The sequence below is a fragment of the Metamycoplasma equirhinis genome (genome assembly GCF_006385185.1).
Lineage (GTDB): Bacteria > Bacillota_I > Bacilli_A > Mycoplasmatales > Metamycoplasmataceae > Metamycoplasma > Metamycoplasma equirhinis.
Map to the genome: position 1 here is coordinate 1 of NZ_VFIX01000008.1, position 18,186 is coordinate 18,186.

An 18,186-nucleotide genomic window follows, 5' to 3' on the forward strand; every position below is an offset into this window, starting at 1 on the left:
GTAGCGATTGCTGCAGAAGCAAGCAAAGCTGTAGCTACTGATCCGACAATGATTGCAGTTTTTTTCTTATTAGAATTCATATTACCTCTTAATACTTAAATAATAATTATTTAAGATGCTCAATTTTTGACCGAGCATACAAAAACCATTACATTGTAGGCGTTTTTTTTTTTTTTTTTTGAAAATGGTTAGTCGGCAACTTACTTTAGCATAAAAAAAGCACGAAAACAAGTTTTTTCGTGCATGAATTTTCAAAAATTATCTATCTGCGACACTTCCTATTATTCTTTTTTGAGTATTTATCTAGGTATTTTCAAATAATATTTTCGTTTAAGATTTGGCTTTTTTATGCAAAATATATGTTAAATTAAACGGATGTGTAGGAAAATGTAGGGTTAGCAAAATCATAAAGTGATTTTTCTTATCAATATAATTCTACCAAAATTTTATTAAATAATATAAATTGTTTTTTGAGTTTGCACTAGTGCAAGCACAAAAAGTGGCCCTATATACGCGCCCGCATACGGGCGCGCACCCTTGAATAGGGCAAGGGAAGAACCGCTAAAACTACTTACCGTAGTGCGGTTTTTCCCTTTTTGATATATTATTACATAGTAATAATATATTATTTTTGCATGCGCTCTAGTTTGCACTTTTTGATTTTTTAAAAAAAGTGCTTGCTAATTGTTAGCACTAACAACTTTTATATATAATTACTATGTAATTATATATAATTTTTTACAAAAACCGCAAACTCAAAATAAAAAAGCAATAAAAAAACGTGATTTTATAAGAAGATCACGTTTATATTTTTAGGAATATTTAATAGAATTTTTAGTTTTAAAAGATTAATATTTTGTCTTGAAAATGCATTTTTTGTATATTTTTTTAAGTAATGTCCAATAAAAGTTTCAGCATTTCCACCAAAATAATTAGCATTTTCATAGGTATTTATAAGATAGTTTTTATTATTTTTTCACAGTCTTAATAAGCTTTTCATTTATCAATCAATTTTAACAATATTTTATATCAAAAATCTTCAAACACAAAAAACCATTGTTTTGTTATCTTTTTACAAATTTTTACATATTTTTTACATTAAACAATTGCTTAAATAGTTATTTCATCATATTCTAAAGAGCTAGAATTCTTAATTTCGGGGCCAAAAATTTCTATCATTTTTTCTTTATTAATAATTTCTCTAGAGGGTCCATAATCAATTAATTTCCCTTCATTTAAAATTAAAACTTCACAATTTAATTTAAGAGTGTGATTTGGATTATGAGTTGTAAAAATAATAATTTTATTATTGTTTTTTAACTCTTTGATGATTTTTAAGACTTTTGCTTGATTAGTTAAATCCATTGCCGACATAGGCTCATCCAAATATAAAATATTTGTATTTTGTAGTATAGCAGCACAAAAAATAATCATTTGTCTTTGACCACCTGATAAATTGTTCATGGGTCTATTAATTAAATCTAACAGTTCAAATTGTTTTAAGATTTGAAAAATTTTTTCTTCTTCATCTTTTTTAAGATTATTTTCATAACATTTTTTATTATGTAAAAAACTAAACTCTAAAAATGATTTAACATCTCCGCCATAAAATCAATTCATTTTTTGAGGGATATAAGTAAAGACATTCGCTCTCTCTTTTATTTTGATAGACTTTAATTCTTTTTCATTTATAAATATTTGACTATCATTATTGCATTTCAAAAATCCATTCATTATGTTTAATAACGTACTTTTACCTGAGCCATTTTTTCCTAAAATAGCATATATATTGCCTTCTTTAAAATCAAAATTTAAATCATATATAATTTTTTTATTGGTTTTTTTATCATAATTAAAATTTATATTTTTTAAACTAATCATTAGTTTGCCCTTTCCTTATATTGATTAAAAATATTCCTATCATAATTAATAAACAAATAATTCCTGTGATTCCAGAAATTGGTATTTCTAGGGAGGTAAAACTTCTAGAAAGAATATCAACTATTATCATGAATGATCCACCAAAAGGAATTGCAAATACAATACTTTTTTTAATATCTGCTTTAAAAATAATTTTTAATAAATTAGGAATAACTAGACCTACTCAAGCTATAGAACCGGAAGTAGCAACAGATGCGCTCACTAATATAGAACCTATGATAATAATGAAAAATTTATAAAAGTTATAATTTAAACCTTTACTCTGTGCTTGAATCTTACCTAAACCAATTAAAGATATTCTTCAACGTAAAATTATCAAAGTAATAAAACAAGGAACAACAATAAAAAACAATATTCAAAACTGAGTCATATTAGTTTTTGAAAAAGAACCCATAGTTCAAAAAACAATGCTTGGTAAAGTTGATTCTACATCTGAAATAGTTTTAATAATGCTAATTAATGAAGTCATAAATCCTGAGACAATAATTCCAGCTAAAATTAAACTTACACTTCCTTTATTACTTTTAAACAATTTTGATAGTAAAATGGTCAATATCATGGAAAGAATTCCGAAAGCAAAAGCTGCAATAGAAATAATGATATTACCATAAATACCGCTTAAACCTGCAAAAATACAAAGCGCTGCTCCTACGGAGGCACCATTAGACACACCTAAAATACTAGGTGAAACTAAATTATTATTAAATAATTGTTGATAAATAATTCCAGCTAATGTTAAAGAAATGCCAACTAATAACGCAATCAAAGTTCTGGGCAATCTTATTAAAACAATTGTATTATAGTAATTAGTATATTCTTCTTTATATCCTAATAATATTTTAAAAAAAATTTGTATAGGGATATTAAATCTACCTACCATTAGTCCTAAAAAGAAAATAAAAATAGTAAATATAACACCAAAACTAAATCAAAGAATGGAAGAATTAATTTTTTTATTTTGTATTGCCATTATAAATTTTGTCTATGTCCTCATTAGATAAATAAAAATTAAAATAAGTGTTATAACATTCTTTAATCATTTTTTTAATATCGTATTTAAACGCAGTAGGATATGCTCAATTTGCCAAATATGCAATAAAAATTGGTAATTCTACACTAAGTTGTTCAAACATGCTAAATCCCAAAGGAGCATGTAATATTCCATTTTGCTTAATAAAATTTAAACCCAAAAATTTTGGATTATTTTTTATTCTTTGTAAAAGATCGTATTGAAAAGAACCTCCCGCAATTACATATTCAGGATTCAATTTAATAAATTCTTCATCTTGAATTCTATCTTTTTGAATTTCTAAATTATTAATTTTTAATAAATCAAAAACATAGTTAACTAATGACCCTTTAACTTCTGTCATAATTTGGTCAGTTTTTTTGTCCGCCCTTAAATAAAAAATTCTTTTGTTAGAACTTAAACCATTCATCTTATCTTTGATTTCTTTGATAAATTTTTTTGTATCAGATATTCATTTATCAGCTAATGCATTTTCTTGATTCGGAGAAATTTTTTTAATAATTTCTGGAAAAATATATAAAGAATTTTCATTAAAATTTCTACCGTCATATTGATTGATAGTAATTGAATTTATACATTTATCTAACAATAAAGCCTTAGTTTGTGATTCAAAAACAATAGCTAAATCTATATTGCGTTCCAAATAAGTTTCAATTCCTTCATTGTATTTATATTTATAAAAATTGTTGGCTATAGGATAAATGTAATTAACTCATGAATTTGATAACAAATTTTTATATGCCCCATCCACTTTATTGCCTAAACCAAAAGCAATCATCATATCTAATGAAGATCTAGATTGCAATGCTATTTTGCTAGGCGCTTTATTTATTTTAATAGTTTGATTAGACATATCTTTTAACTCTATTGTGTTTTGTTGTTTTTCATTGTTATTACAACTTAAAGTTACAATAGGAAAAAATAATGGTATTGTATAAGTGACCAATAATATTTTTTTCTTCATGTTAGTCTTCTTTCACAAAATTTTAATAATAAAAATTATATTATTTATTGATCCTTAATATAACTAATTAAGTTACGTTTCATACATGTTTAATACAAACATAAACTAAATCTTTCATTATTAAATGTATTGAGAAACCCACAAAATGAGGTGTGTTAAAATCAAGTAGGTATAAATTTACCTATAGGTTACTAAAGAATTGTACTCAATAAATAACTGTTGTTTGTTAAAAAAATTAAATTAATGTATTTAGGAAAGGATGTATGTACAAAAAAATTATCGAAATTAATGAAAGTAATTATGCCAAACTTTTCTTAGGAAATTTAATTTTATATAAAGAAAAACAAAAAATCTCTATACCAACTCAAAATATTGATACTGTAATTTTTGAAAATCAAAATTCCACAATTACATTACCTTTAATTAATGAGCTAGTTAGTAAGGGTGTAAACATTATAATTTGTGATAAAAAACATTTACCTAATTCGCTAATAATTCCTTTGCAAGGACATTATAATAACAAAATTTTACAAAATCAAATTTTGTGAGATTCAAATTTTAAAAATTCTGTATGAACAAAAATAATTAATCTTAAAATAATAAATTCATTGAATCTTTTAAAAAAATTAAATTTATTAAATGCTATTGAAGAAAGTACTTTATTAGATTATGCTAATAGTATTAAATTTATGGATTCTACTAATCGTGAAGCACATGCTGCTAAATTGTATTTTAAACTTTTGTTTGGAAATAACTTTAACCGTCAAGATGATAACAATCTTATTAATAGATATTTAAATTATGGATATTCAATACTTATGAGTTATATTACGAGAGGAATTATTTCTAAGGGTTACGATTGTAGAATTGCAGTTTTTCATAAAAGTTTTAATAATTATTATGCTTTGTCCACAGACTTAATGGAACCATTTAGATGCTTAATTGATAAATTAGTATATGAATATTTTAAAAATAATGAATTAGTTAACTTTCAAGAATTTAAAGAAAAACTATTCTTAATGTTTTTCGATTATATTAAATATGAAAATAGAAATATTACTATTAATGAATACATTAATTATTATGTTGTTACTTCATTAAAAAATGAAGTTTTATCAAGTTTTATCATTGATTGAAACATCTAATAGATATATGAGAATCATTATTATGTATGATATTTCTACATCAGATGACGATATGATTAAAGAATATAACAAATTTAGACATGAATTATTGAAATTAGGATATTTTATGATTCAATATTCTATATATGTAAAATGTTTAACTGCTCACACTCAATATTCATATGAAAAGAAAAAACTTTTAAAGTTATTCCTTCAAATTCAAATATTAGGATAATGCTTATAACAGAATCACAATATCAAAACATTGAATTACTATCTGGAGAAAAATCTTTAAATGAAATTTTTAATAATAATGAAAGATATATTAAATTTTAAAAATGTTTAAAATTAATAAATTTCCAGAAGAAGTTTATTTAGACTTTGAAGGTATAACTATTATTGAAACCACAGATAAGGATTTGTTTTTTAGAAATATATATGAATATGAAAAAGACACAAAAAATGCAGCATTTCAAATTAATGGTTTTTCTTTTTATTTAAATGATTGTATTCAAATTAATAAATTAACCAAAGTTAGTGATTTATTTAACTTCAATGCTAAAAATGTATTAGTTAGTAAAATCTTAGAAAGTGAGTATTGAAACCAAGAATTTATTATTAAACATGAAAATTTAAACGCTATGGAAAATAGTTTAAATAGTTTTTTAGGTTGAAATTATGTAAAGATTAATATTGATTTTTCGAAAATGTATAAGTCATTATTTTCTTTAAATGATGATTTTTTCATTACCAAAGAAATTTTTTATAAGTGAATAGATTCTATGAAACCCAAAACTAAAATGACTATTATTATTTCAAATTGGTCAGATATTCAAGTACAAGATTTATTAAAATACACAAATGCTTTTAATTTTATCATTATTACTAATGAAGTTTTTAGTATTTGTAAATCTTTTGAAAAATTAGAATTGTCATTTATATGACAAAATAATCAAACACTTCATCATATTTAATTGACAAACCAACTTTATATCCAAATACATTTATAGAATTTAAGTCTAATTTTGCTCTTTTATGCTTAGGTTCTTTTTCATATCAAAACATATGCACATTAGGATAATTAGTATTTCCATGTATTGAATAATAAACATTAACATTATCTATATCAAAGTTATTAGCTTTTAAAAATCGCTTAAAGTTTTCTTGTAATACTTCATGTCATTTATCTTTACATAAAATATTATTATCAAGTCCCAAATCACCAGGATTAACAATTAATTCTCAAAAATTATCTTTCAAATTTTTTAAATCATTTTTAACTTTTTCAAGTTCTACATCATTAGGTTCAGTGTCTAATAAGTTATAAAGACCAGATTGGTCGCTATTTTGATTAATTTTTAAATGTGAACGATATCAAGCAATTTTTTCCTCTCTAGTCATCATTAAATTCATAGCATCATAGTTATTTTCATCATTATTAAAAACAACGCATTTATCTTTTCTAGTAATATATTCAATTACCATTCCAGAATTAACTCAATTTTTCATATTATGTTCATTTCCTAATCCTGTTTTGTATGAAGTATTAGGAGTTATAAAATTAAACTTTGTTTCTACTTTAAACACTACTTTCCCCTATCATATGCAATGATTCACGGTAATAAATATTTATTACCGTTAATAATTTAAAATTAATAATTTTGTCCTTAATAAAATTACTTAATTACAAATTTGTTATTTTTTTCCATCAACTTAAAACTAAAATAGACACATAGTGCCAAAATCATTATCAAAACATAAAATTCAATTAGTTTTTAAAACAGTAATTTTTTTTGGAACTTAATCCATATGGCGATTTAGACGGGAATTGAACCCGCGATCTCTTCCGTGACAGGGAAGCGTATTAACCACTCTACTACTAAATCATTTATTACCGTTTTAAAAAGTTTTAAATCCAATTAAATTTGCATTAACAAATAACGTAAAGTTTTAAATTCATAACCAATAAATTTATGAATAATTTTTCTTTTCTTACTTTTAATTGTTATAAATTTAGTTTTTCGTTTATGAATAATTCCAAACATTTCTCTATAACGAACTAAAAAATAATTACAAATCATTTTATTCAATAAATAAATTTTTGTATCCGAAATATTTAAATTTTTATAGTAAGCATTTTGCAAAATTACTTTTCGCCTATTAGGGACTGAATGTAATTTTTTATCTCACTTATAAACCTTACTTTTGAAGCTATTAATCACATACATAATAGCTGCATCTAAACCATAAAGCAAAAAGATTTTTCAAGTATCTTTTTTCTTCAAAATTCAAAAACTTTCTTTAGGTTTTTTAAGGACTATTTTTCTTAATTTTAACAATCTAAATTCTTTATAAATTTTTGAATCTAAAATTCCTAAATTAAGTAGTTTTTTAATAGCATTTTTAATACTTGTTTTTTTAAAATCAAAAGCTATCAAATCAGAACTTTTAATTCCTTTTTTACCTAATGTTTTTAGCGCTATAAATATTTCAAGTAATACCTTATTTGTTTTTAGCTTTTGATAATAACTTTGACCAATAACTATTTTTGATTTTAGTATCACCTCAATCAATTTTTCATCTAACTTGTCATAGATTTTTTTATCATAATTTTCCTTTCATTTCTGTTCTCTTCAAAATTTATCCAGTTCACTATAATCATTGTTTAATCTAGCTTCTTGTTCTAAAAGATGAAGTTCACTAAATTTACCCATAAAATGTCTCCTAACAAATTAAAAGTTTTTTTAAACGAAGGAAGAATATTTCTGGTATAATATATTTAGTGTTTGGGGGGTTCTTCCCTCGTTTTTTTTATTCTTTTAACTAACTAATTTTTTTAACTAACAGAACGATAAAAAAGCAAGACCTTACGATCTTGCTTTCCCTTTTTTCTTAAAGGTTCAACCCTACATTTTTAAACACTTCCAATTAAACAAAAACTTGGATAGATATCCAAGTAATGTATTTAAAATATTATTTTTCGGCAATTGTTTTAAACACGATCGGTAGGCTGATTTGCTTTGTTTTGCCTAGTTCATGAGGAATGTAAATTCCATATTCATATTTACGTTTATTTATTTTTATAACATCTTTGGCCAGTGAAAAAATATTAGCTTCAAATTTTAGTTTTGGTTGTTTTTCGGCTAGAAATTCAACATTTCCCTTAAAAATAAAAGGTACAAAAAAAGGTTTCTTAATATCATTAAATAAATTAAAGAAATAAGTGGGTTTATTTTGATAATTTATAAGTTTTATTGCACGGTCAATATAATTTGTGCTAGAAATATCTTTATTTAGTGTTGCTACAATTTTATCCATTTCGATTCGGCAAGGATTAGTTAAATCGTTATAATCATAAACACTACTAGAAGTAAAATTTAGTTTTCATGAATTTATCGACGTGAAGATATTTTTGACATTATTTTTATTAGTATAAGTATTAATTTTATCTTGCTTAATAAATTCTAATTCTTTAGAGGTATTGACTGTAAAATTACGAATTATAAACTCTAGATTTGGCTTTTTTTCCTTTGTTAGAATTTCAAGATCAAAATGTAAAGATCTTTTATCGTATGTATCTAAAATCAAATTACTAATTTTTGCATCATATTTAGAATCTTGTAATTTTAAATGTAAGGGTTTTAAAATAGGATTAGTTAGCAATGGATTTTTAAATAATTCAACCATAATATCTTCAGGTTTGCCATCTAATATAGCATCATTTCAAGATAATGCACCTTTAGGATTTGCAACCGAATCATATTTAGCTTCGTTGCTCAATATTCATTTTAAATTTGAGTCTCAAAATTTGAGTGGTTCTTTAATTTTTTTGTATGTTAAAACAAAAGTAATGGCGACTAACGGAATTATTGCACCAAGCGAATAAAATACAATTCGACGAATTTTTTTACCACGAGTAATTTTCTTGGCTATATCACTATGTCTTTGAGATTGTTCATCTGATATTTGTTCATCAATTTGTTTATCTCAAGGATCGATTGAATTCTTTTTTCTTCAACTCATTTAATTTATTCCTCGTCATTTGCGTCAATGTTAAAATCTGTTGTTTTATCATTTTCATCAATTAATTCAAATTCTTGTAACAATTTTTCCGAATCGATAAATGCAGAATTATCAATTGTTTTTTCATTAATAGTAATATTTTCAATTTCTGATTCAAATGGTTCATCGTCAATTTGATTTTCAAGTCCAGAAATTTTTGTTGTTTCACTAGCTAATTCTTTGATATCAATTTTGTCAAGACTGGAAATTGTGTCATTTTCACTAAATTTAGCGTTTTCTATTCTAGCTAAATCAACTTCATTAGCTATTTCATTAGATTCAATGTCAAAATTATTTTTCTTAGAATCTAAATTAAAGGGCAAAATATTATCTTGTGAGTTTTGATTATTAATTGTTTGCATATTGTTTTCTATCTCAACGGAAAGATTATTTTGCGCAACCTTATATGATTGCATGTGGTTTAAATTGTAGTTGTTTTCTTCGTTTAATTTTTCAGTAATAAATCTAATAAATTCATTATGCTTAACAATCCATTCGTATTTATTTATGATTGTAATTGGATATGCTTTTGATTTTAAAAATCTGATTCCATCTTTAAATTTAAGATATTGTTCATAATTATTAACATAATCAAATGAATCAACAATGAAACCGTGAACTAATTTATTAGTTAATTTATTAGTTAAAACAATATCAAGTGCTTTTGTTCCAATTGAATAGTCACCTATGAAATGGAGATTTTCGTATTTTTCTGTTAATTTTTGTAATTCATTTAATAGCTTAACTTTAAAATCAATATTTAACGAAAGCGAAATACTGCGAGTGTTAGCAATTTTTTCATTTGCGTATTCATCATTAAATAGGTAATTTTTTTGTTCCTCAAGCGATAAATCTAAAAATTTCAATCACTCTTTAAAAATACGAACATCAGAGGTAGAATTTTCTGTTATTTCAACATCATCTGCATATATTGATTTAACAACAATGATTTTTTCTCTTGCCCGAGAAACAGCAACATTTAAAGCATTTTTTCCGCCTTTTCTGGCTACATATGTTCCGTATAGTGCAGTGTTTTTATCGTATACTACTGACATAATAACCAAATCAGCTTCATCGCCCTGAATGTTTTCAATATTCTTTAATTTAATTGCCCCCGAATTCATTGCTTCTTCAATTTCTGGTTCAGTTGCAAAAATCAAATTTGTTAAATAATCCTGTTGTTTAATATTAAATACTAACACAATAATTTGTTTGTATTTATTTAAATTGTCTTTGATAATTTCAATAACTTTAGCGCCTTCTTCAATATTCATGCTATTGTTTCATGAACCGTCAACTTGAATCACATCAATTGCTTTATCTTTTGAAAGTGAACGTTCATAATCATCAATAACATCCAAACGTGAATTGTAAAAATGCTTTGAACTAAACGTCATTAATGCCGCTAGTTTCGAACGATAGTTTTTATCTAATAGCATTGAGAATACACCACGGTTTTTAGCATAAGTGAGCAATGACTCAATATGACCTAATTCATCATATTCATCAAAATTATATGTAACCGAAAATCAACGTGTTGGTTGCATTTGTTGGCCATCGCCAGCTAAAATTTTACGTTTAGCTAGATATAAAATCGGAATACCTTTTTCTAAAAACATTTGGCTTGATTCATCTAATATTGCATAGTCGAATTCTTCCTTTTCTCAAAGTGATAGATCTATATCTGGCGTCGTTATTATTATTGGGAATAAAAACTTAATAATATCGCGATGTTCGTGGAAGAATTTGTGTGGTGGTAATTGTGCGGTACGAACCGAAAATGCAAAATTATTATATTTTGTTTTTTGCTCGTCATTAAATTCTGACAACGCTTTAAATTTTTTGTCTAAAATCATTTGCGATAAAATGCGTTGATCATTAATATCAATTGTTTTTTCTTGCAAGATTTTAGCATAATCTTCAATAGTAGATTTTACTTCTTTAAATGTTACAAGATGCACATATTGTAATGCTTTATCTACATCAATAAATGAAAGTGATGGTTCATTAAAAATAATTTCCGCTGCTTCTTTATATGCTTTAGGGTAAATTGTAAACATATTAGCCATTCGATTATTATTAACTTCATATAAATGCTTTAATATTGATTTTTTATCTGCAAATGACCGATTTAAATTATATTTAATATTAGGATTCATTGCAAGCAATGTATTAAAAATCGATATGGTGAAATTGGGTGCTATATTAATAATGGCCGAATAGAAATTAAGAATATTATCAATATTTTTATTTGCATCGAATTTAGAAATCGTATCAACAAAATCTTTATCGCTATTTGAAAAAATTGATATTCCAGATTCGGTTGAAACATTCGAGCAATGTTCTAATTCATAAATATATTCTTTAAGAGGCTCATAAAAATCTTCCAGTGGATAATTTTTATCATGTATTGTAAATAAGCAAAACTTAGATAGCGATTTTAATCTACTTTGTAAGACTTCTAAAGCAGCTTTCTTTTGCGATACAACTAATCCTGAATAACCATGTGCAATAATATTAACAATTAAGTTAGTAATTGTTTGTGATTTACCCGTTCCGGGAGGACCTCAAATTATTGTGTCTTGATATAGTGATGAAATTGTTGCACAATCTTGTGAAAAATTAGTTTTTTGAATTTTAAATAATTTAAAATGTTTATCAAAAATTGATTTTTTGACAATTTCAACATATTTGGTTTTATTGATATCAGGATTTAAAATATTGTCAAATTCATTATTTTCAATAATTTTTTTCATTTGGTTTCATAAATAACCAGATGAAACATTATAAAAGCCTAACACCATGCCCGGATGAAATTCAATTGATGTATTAACAATCATATCTTGTCCGATATTAGGAATAGAAGTGCTAATGCTTTCAGGGATATCGTAAATTGAGTTTCAACTTGATTTAACTTTTTCATATACTTCTCTAATTGAAGCATTTTCAAAATCGAATTTATTGGCATCAATCATAAAGCCTTCTTGGCCCAAAAAAGTAATCAATTTACTATTAACTCTGATCGCCGAATTTGATTGTAAATGAACTAATGAATTTTGAATTTTGAATGTAACTTCTTTGAAAAATAGAGGTGCAAAAATTGTCTTTTTTTCGGTTTTAATTGAGACAAATAAAAATCCTAAATGTAATGGTCAAATGTTAGTTTCAATATTGATATTATTTGCAGTATTTAAAATCTTTTTTCATTTAACAATTGATTTTTGAAATTCTGTTTCTAATTTGTTTATTAAAATCGTTTTAGCTTTTTCAATATTTGTATTTAGTAATTTAAATGCATCGCTATCCATGCGACGATTAAAATCACGAAAAATTGCAATGATTTCTTGCTTTGAATTTGATTCTCTAACTTTATCTGCAATAACACGATTCCCGTTTTCTTTTAAAATAAAATCCAAATGAAAATTTTCATAGAAGTTGTGAAATGTGTCTTTACCAAATGCATTAAAAACATCAAAAAATTTCTCGTTATCAACTGAACTAAATAGTGACGAGTCATTTGTTTCTATGTTTTGCAAATTTGCTAAAATCGTTTGATACTTCACTTCGTTATTTATCATTTTGAATGTCCTCTTTTATTTTTTCTTCAAGATATTTTGCTGAATTTCCAACTACTAGCGAAATTGAATTACTTTGAAAGTTAATGCCGCTAATACCGTCTAATTCTTTTAATTTATCAATGTTGATTAAAGCGCGATCGATAAATCCAATACGAATAATTTTTTGTGATGCCGTGGCATTTTGAAGATTTTTAATTCCGCCAAGTGAAAGCAAAAATATTTTATAATCAAACGCTAATTCACTTGTTGTAGATAAATAGTTTTTAGTCGCTTTTTGCCGATATTTTCTTTTTCAATAGATACAAATAAAGCCTAATGTTATTATGCATAAAAATACATATAAAAATTTGTGTTTTGAATTCATATACATTCCTTTTTTTACTTAAAACCAATACTTTGAAAGATTATAATAATTATATTTTATTTACTTGCATAATTCCATTATTAATAAAAATTATTAAACTACTCAATATTTAAATTTTGTAATAAAATTAATAAAGTATTTATGTGTAATTATGAAAGGATACCAATGCAAAAGAAAATAATGCTTAGTGGAATAACTGCAACTGGAAAACTTACCTTAGCTAACTATATTGGCGCAATAAAGAATATGGTGAAATTACAAGATGACTATGAAAACTATATTTTTATTGCTGATTTACATGCATTGACGCTACCAATTGAACCAGAAACATTAAATCAAAATCGGAAAAACATTTTCGCGTTATTTAGAGCTTGCGGAATTGATATTGAAAAAACGACGTTATTTTTTCAATCAGATGTTATGGAACACGGCCTTATGAATTGACTTATTCTGACAAATACAACAATTGGTGAATTGTCACGTATGACACAATTTAAAGACAAATCAAGCAAAATAAAAACGGCTAATGGTATGGAAACTATTCCGACAGGATTATTAATGTATCCAACGCTTATGGTGGGCGATATTCTTTTGTATAACGCTGACATTATCCCGGTTGGAATTGACCAAAAACAACACGTTGAATTAACTAGAAACTTAGCAATTAGATTAAATAATAAATTTAAGACAAATTTTAAAATACCAGAACCATATATTCCTGAAGTTGGCGCTAAAATTATGTCACTTGTTGAGCCAACAAAAAAAATGTCTAAATCTGATAAAAACGCTAAAGCTTCAATTTATTTGTTAGATAATCCTGACGAGGCTTATCAAAAAATTATGAAAGCTGTCACAGATTCTGAAGGCAAAATATATATATCGGATGAAAAACCGGGGATAAAAAATTTACTAACTATTTATAGTGCGTTAGCAAATATATCTTTAAATGAAGCCGAAAAAATATTTGCTAATAAAAATTACGCGGAGCTAAAATCACAAACTGCGCAACTAGTGAAAGATTTATTAATAAGAATTCAAGAAAAATATAATTTTTATATAAATAATGTTGAAAATGAGAGCAAAATCGGAGCTGAAAAAGCCCAAAAATTTGCAAATATAAATTTAAAGAAATTAATGAAAGGCTTAGGATTAAATAATGAAAGCAAATAGCAAATTAAATCACTCAACAAGCCACTTATTGGCTGCTGCTGTACTGAAACTTTATCCAAACACAAAATTAGCAATTGGGCCAGCAATAGAAGAGGGATTTTATTATGATTTTGAATTTAAAGAACAAATATTAGAATCTGATTTACCAAAAATTGAAAAAATGATGAAAAAATTGGCTGAACAAGGTTATAAAATGCGTATGGTTGACGAAAAGCAATATTCATTTGAAAATCAACCCTACAAAACTGAACTTTTTAAAGAATTTAAAAATGAAGGTAAGTTAATTACTTTTTATCAATACTATCATCCAAAAACTAATGAAATTTTATTTACCGATCTATGCGCCGGAAATCATATTGAAAACACTAAAGAAATTAAACACTTTAAATTGCTATCGGTTGCCGGTGCATATTGAAGAGGCGATTCAAAAAATAAAATGTTAACTAGAATCTATGGAACTAGTTGAGAAAGTAAAGAAGAATTAGATAAATATCTAAATATACTAGAGGAAAGAAAAGAAAGAGACCACCGTAAAATCGGTAAAGAATTAAACATATTTACATTTACACAACTAAGCGGCCAAGGCTTACCAATTTGACTTGAAGATGGTATGAAAATTCATAATGCTATTCGTGATTATGTTTTAAAGTTGGATAAAAAATATGGCTTTTGTGAAGTTTTAACTCCACATTTCGGCGAAAAAGAACTATATCAAATTAGTGGGCATTGAGATCACTATCAAGACACGATGTTTAAACCGCTAAAAATGGATAACGAAGTTTTAGTACCAAGGCCAATGACATGCCCTCACCATATTTTGCTATTTAATTCAACACGTCGCTCATATAAAGATTTGCCAATTAGATATTCAGAACAATCAAGATTATATCGCTATGAAAAATCTGGCGCATTAAGTGGCCTTGAAAGAGTAAGAGGCATGGACTTAACAGAGGGTCACGTATTTGTAAGACCTGATCAAATAAAAGATGAATTTAAACACTTATACAAAATGATTGTACAAGCCCTAAAGGATTTTAATATTGAAGTTGATCATATCTCACTCTCACTAAGAGATCCGCAAGACACTGAAAAATTCTTTAAAGATGATGTGATGTGAGATAAAGCTGAAAATGATTTGCGTGATGTACTTAAGGAATTAAATATTGAATATAAGGAATTCATCGGTGAAGCAGCGTTCTATGGACCTAAAGTTGATATTCAAGTGCGAACTGTTTTAAATAGGATTATCACAATGTCAACATTGCAATTAGATTTTTTGCTACCTTCAAGATTTGAAATGAAATATGTAGATGATAATGAACAATTTCAAACCCCTGTTTTAATTCACCGTGGTTTAATTGGCACATATGAACGTTTTATTGCCACATTGTTAGAACAAACTAAAGGTGCGCTGCCATATTGATTAAGCCCACGACAAGTGACAATTTTGCCAATAAGCGATGAACAAAACGAATTTTGTAAAAACTTATATGATGAATTTATCAATTTAGATATTAATGTAAATGTTGACTTAAGAAGCGAAAGAATTAATAAAAAAATTCGTGATGCCCAATTACAAAAAACTAAATTTGTAATAATAATTGGCAAACAAGAAATTGAAAATGACACTTTAGCTGTCAGGGCATATGGTTCAAATGATACAAAGATATATCAAAAAGACGAATTTATCGATATGATTTCAAAACTTAAAAAATCATTAAAATAATCTCTACACGTGCGCATTTATTGTGCTCGTTTTTTATTTTTCTTACAAAAAATATCAAGTTAAAGCATTGACTTATAGCTTAGAAGATATAATTTTTATCTATAAGTTAGGACGATAGCAAACAATATAAATGTTTTTTGACGCTAAAAAATCTATGCCGGAATATAAAAATATCGCCATAGAAAATTTATTTTAAATTTTTGCATAATTCATATTTATTAAATTTTTATTTTATTATTTTAAAGGGGGAACAAAATGAAAAAAATAAATTTACATTGATTTGGATTATTAGCAATAACTCCTTGTGTCGTTTTATCCTCTAACATTACCAAAAATGAGAAACATGATAAAACGATATTTAAGGTAACTAAAACAATTCAAAGATTTTATGGGAAATCTGAGCAATTTAAATACATAAAAAAAATAAATGCTAATTATTTGTATGCTCAATATATCAATTATTATGCAATAATTGACAGAAAAGATTTTTCAATAATAGAAATTAAAAAAGGCAATTATAATTTTGACACAAATATTGAATACAATTTTCTATATAGCAATAAACGAAATGAAAACAATATAAATAAATTAAGATTAACAAGTAATAAGCATTTTTTTCCTTTGGAAAACGACAAATTGGATAAATTGCCAAATATAAGTAACAAAATAAAAGATAGTTGGTGATGAGCGACAAGAAATACAACACAAAAAATTGGTTATACTGATCAAAGCCTTTTGAAAGATAAATACGATGATTCAGGCTTATGTGAATATATAGCAATTTCAAATATTTTGTTATATAACCATCTTTTTAAAAATAGTTGTATTTTTACCGATGAAGAATTCGCAAATTATTTCGATTATGACAATTATAATGAAACTATTCAAAATTCATCTCCAACGTTCAAATATTACCAATATAATAATCCCGATAATTCGCTCGTTGCTAAATTATGAAGATTAAATAAAAGATGATTAAATTTTTATTCATATAATTCATATACGTATTCAATTAATAAATTTTTACAGGGCAAAGATGTTTTTTCAAAATACGAGTACGACTATAAAATGGGGACATATTACTATCGTACAATCGAAAATATCAGAAATGATAATCCGGTTATTGTAAGTACTGCCAAAACTATGCATGCTTTTATTATATATGGTTTTGATTCGGAAACTCAAATGGTATTGTTAAATTGACTATGAGGTGATAATGATTCTATTGTTTTAGTAAATTATTGAAAACTCGCAGCCGCTGCTTCTGCCTTAAAAATTATTTTTACTATGCGGGCAAAACAAAATCAAAAACTAGAAACAAAAAAATTATTCAAATATAAAAACAAAATGTACAATAACGAAGAAATACGGAAACTATTTAATGAAAACTAAAAAGCTTGATTTGTTATTTTTACCATTTTGAATTCTATTAGCTTCATTTTGTATATATCTTCTATCTATGACTATATTTTTAAAAATAGATCATAATATTAACGATAATTTCATATTTCCTACAATCAATCAAATATTTTTGCTAGGGCCATCTTATATTACTCAGCTTTTATTAGTATTATTAATGTTGAGTCTATTTATAAATTATCTTTTTACAAAAAAATATTTGATAAAACGAAATTTAGAAATAATAGAAAGAAAAATTCATTTAAAACTATTATTATCGTTGGTAATATCCTTACTTGTGGTTTTTATAATAAATATAATGATATTGTTCATTAATCAAAATTTTGAGCAAATTATATATGAGAGCAGAAAAGTTAAAAAAATAGCTATACGTTTGGCATATACTAAAATTTTTGAATATTTTTATATTTATACATTCAGGTTAATATATTGGTTTTTATTAACTTTTTTATTTATAAAAATTTCTAATAACTTTAAAAGGGGAATAATCTTTATTTTTGTATTTGTAACAATATGACTAATTTCTCTAATATTGGGTATACTCTACTATCAAATATCGCATGATAGATTAACTAATTACATAATTATTATATTAAGCTCATTGGTTTTCCCCGAAATTATAAATTCAGTATATTTATTTAGAAATATCGCTATGACTCTTGGAAAATTTGCCAATAATATTTATTTAATTAACTTGGTTTATATTCTTGTGTTTATTTTGCTTACCGCTTTAATAATTAAATTAAAAAATAAAAATAAATTAGTATTTTCTAAACTGTAAAAGATGTACAAATTGCAAATAAATAAC

At 25.2% G+C, this 18,186-nt stretch carries 16 protein-coding genes and 1 tRNA gene; 7 read left to right on the forward strand and 10 right to left on the reverse strand.

Features of this window, described 5'->3' with window-relative positions; genetic code table 4:
* Positions 1 to 787 precede the first annotated feature (787 nt).
* The 4 genes from FJM08_RS08215 to FJM08_RS08220 form a co-directional block, all read right to left on the reverse strand.
* Entirely contained in the window at positions 788 to 1,000 is a 213-nt protein-coding gene (locus FJM08_RS08215; protein WP_140031683.1) for a hypothetical protein, read from the reverse strand.
* Positions 1,001 to 1,110: 110 nt separating this feature from the next.
* Positions 1,111 to 1,881, reverse strand: coding sequence for an ABC transporter ATP-binding protein (locus tag FJM08_RS02805; RefSeq protein WP_140031684.1), 771 nt, complete (start codon positions 1,879 to 1,881; stop codon positions 1,111 to 1,113).
* Positions 1,874 to 2,911 carry a FecCD family ABC transporter permease gene (locus FJM08_RS02810; protein ID WP_140031685.1) on the reverse strand — a complete coding sequence of 346 codons (1,038 nt, stop codon included), beginning with the start codon at positions 2,909 to 2,911 and terminating at the stop codon, positions 1,874 to 1,876. Before FJM08_RS02810 ends, FJM08_RS02805 begins: the two co-directional genes overlap by 8 nt.
* The gene (locus FJM08_RS08220) at positions 2,895 to 3,935 is read right to left on the reverse strand and encodes an ABC transporter substrate-binding protein (protein ID WP_140031686.1); all 1,041 of its coding nucleotides are present in this window, start codon (positions 3,933 to 3,935) and stop codon (positions 2,895 to 2,897) included. Before FJM08_RS08220 ends, FJM08_RS02810 begins: the two co-directional genes overlap by 17 nt.
* A 263-nt stretch (positions 3,936 to 4,198) precedes the next feature.
* Here FJM08_RS08220 and cas1 point away from each other — a divergent pair, with 263 nt between their 5' ends.
* The 3 genes from cas1 to FJM08_RS08230 all read left to right on the forward strand — a co-directional run bounded on the left by cas1 (position 4,199) and on the right by FJM08_RS08230 (position 6,033).
* The gene (gene cas1, locus FJM08_RS08225) at positions 4,199 to 5,080 is read left to right on the forward strand and encodes a type II CRISPR-associated endonuclease Cas1 (RefSeq protein WP_140031687.1); all 882 of its coding nucleotides are present in this window, start codon (positions 4,199 to 4,201) and stop codon (positions 5,078 to 5,080) included.
* A 7-nt stretch (positions 5,081 to 5,087) separates the two neighbouring features.
* Positions 5,088 to 5,294 carry a CRISPR-associated endonuclease Cas2 gene (gene cas2, locus FJM08_RS06550; protein WP_306769769.1) on the forward strand — a complete coding sequence of 69 codons (207 nt, stop codon included), beginning with the start codon at positions 5,088 to 5,090 and terminating at the stop codon, positions 5,292 to 5,294.
* A 103-nt stretch (positions 5,295 to 5,397) separates the two neighbouring features.
* Complete coding sequence (locus FJM08_RS08230; RefSeq protein WP_140031688.1) at positions 5,398 to 6,033, forward strand: hypothetical protein; 636 nt, start codon at positions 5,398 to 5,400, stop codon at positions 6,031 to 6,033.
* Here FJM08_RS08230 and FJM08_RS08235 read toward each other — a convergent pair.
* From FJM08_RS08235 to FJM08_RS08255, 6 genes are all read right to left on the reverse strand, one after another.
* Positions 5,996 to 6,646, reverse strand: a complete 651-nt coding sequence (locus tag FJM08_RS08235) for a hypothetical protein (RefSeq protein WP_140031689.1) — start codon at positions 6,644 to 6,646, stop codon at positions 5,996 to 5,998. The genes FJM08_RS08230 and FJM08_RS08235 overlap by 38 nt on opposite strands.
* A gap of 223 nt (positions 6,647 to 6,869) precedes the next feature.
* Positions 6,870 to 6,945 (reverse strand) — tRNA-Asp (locus tag FJM08_RS02840).
* Positions 6,946 to 6,978: 33 nt separating this feature from the next.
* Positions 6,979 to 7,773: an MAGa4850 family ICE element protein gene (locus FJM08_RS08240; RefSeq protein ID WP_140031690.1), complete on the reverse strand. Its 795-nt coding sequence runs from the start codon at positions 7,771 to 7,773 to the stop codon at positions 6,979 to 6,981.
* 259 nt (positions 7,774 to 8,032) lie between these two features.
* Positions 8,033 to 9,082 carry a hypothetical protein gene (locus tag FJM08_RS08245; protein WP_140031691.1) on the reverse strand — a complete coding sequence of 350 codons (1,050 nt, stop codon included), beginning with the start codon at positions 9,080 to 9,082 and terminating at the stop codon, positions 8,033 to 8,035.
* A 5-nt stretch (positions 9,083 to 9,087) separates the two neighbouring features.
* Positions 9,088 to 12,699, reverse strand: coding sequence for an AAA domain-containing protein (locus FJM08_RS08250; RefSeq protein ID WP_140031692.1), 3,612 nt, complete (start codon positions 12,697 to 12,699; stop codon positions 9,088 to 9,090).
* The gene (locus FJM08_RS08255) at positions 12,689 to 13,063 is read right to left on the reverse strand and encodes a PTS sugar transporter subunit IIB (protein WP_140031693.1); all 375 of its coding nucleotides are present in this window, start codon (positions 13,061 to 13,063) and stop codon (positions 12,689 to 12,691) included. The genes FJM08_RS08250 and FJM08_RS08255 overlap by 11 nt, the downstream gene beginning before the upstream one ends.
* 165 nt (positions 13,064 to 13,228) lie before the next feature.
* Between FJM08_RS08255 and trpS the strand changes: the two genes are divergently transcribed.
* The 4 genes from trpS to FJM08_RS08270 all read left to right on the forward strand — a co-directional run bounded on the left by trpS (position 13,229) and on the right by FJM08_RS08270 (position 18,159).
* Positions 13,229 to 14,233, forward strand: coding sequence for a tryptophan--tRNA ligase (gene trpS, locus FJM08_RS02865; RefSeq protein WP_140031694.1), 1,005 nt, complete (start codon positions 13,229 to 13,231; stop codon positions 14,231 to 14,233).
* A complete protein-coding gene (gene thrS / locus FJM08_RS08260) occupies positions 14,220 to 15,959 on the forward strand; it encodes a threonine--tRNA ligase (RefSeq protein ID WP_140031695.1) in 1,740 nt (579 codons plus the stop codon). Before trpS ends, thrS begins: the two co-directional genes overlap by 14 nt.
* A gap of 255 nt (positions 15,960 to 16,214) precedes the next feature.
* Positions 16,215 to 17,351 (forward strand): putative cysteine peptidase, encoded by a 1,137-nt coding sequence (locus tag FJM08_RS08265; protein WP_306769770.1) that lies wholly within the window; start codon positions 16,215 to 16,217, stop codon positions 17,349 to 17,351.
* Complete coding sequence (locus tag FJM08_RS08270; RefSeq protein ID WP_140031696.1) at positions 17,341 to 18,159, forward strand: hypothetical protein; 819 nt, start codon at positions 17,341 to 17,343, stop codon at positions 18,157 to 18,159. The genes FJM08_RS08265 and FJM08_RS08270 overlap by 11 nt, the downstream gene beginning before the upstream one ends.
* Positions 18,160 to 18,186 lie beyond the last annotated feature (27 nt).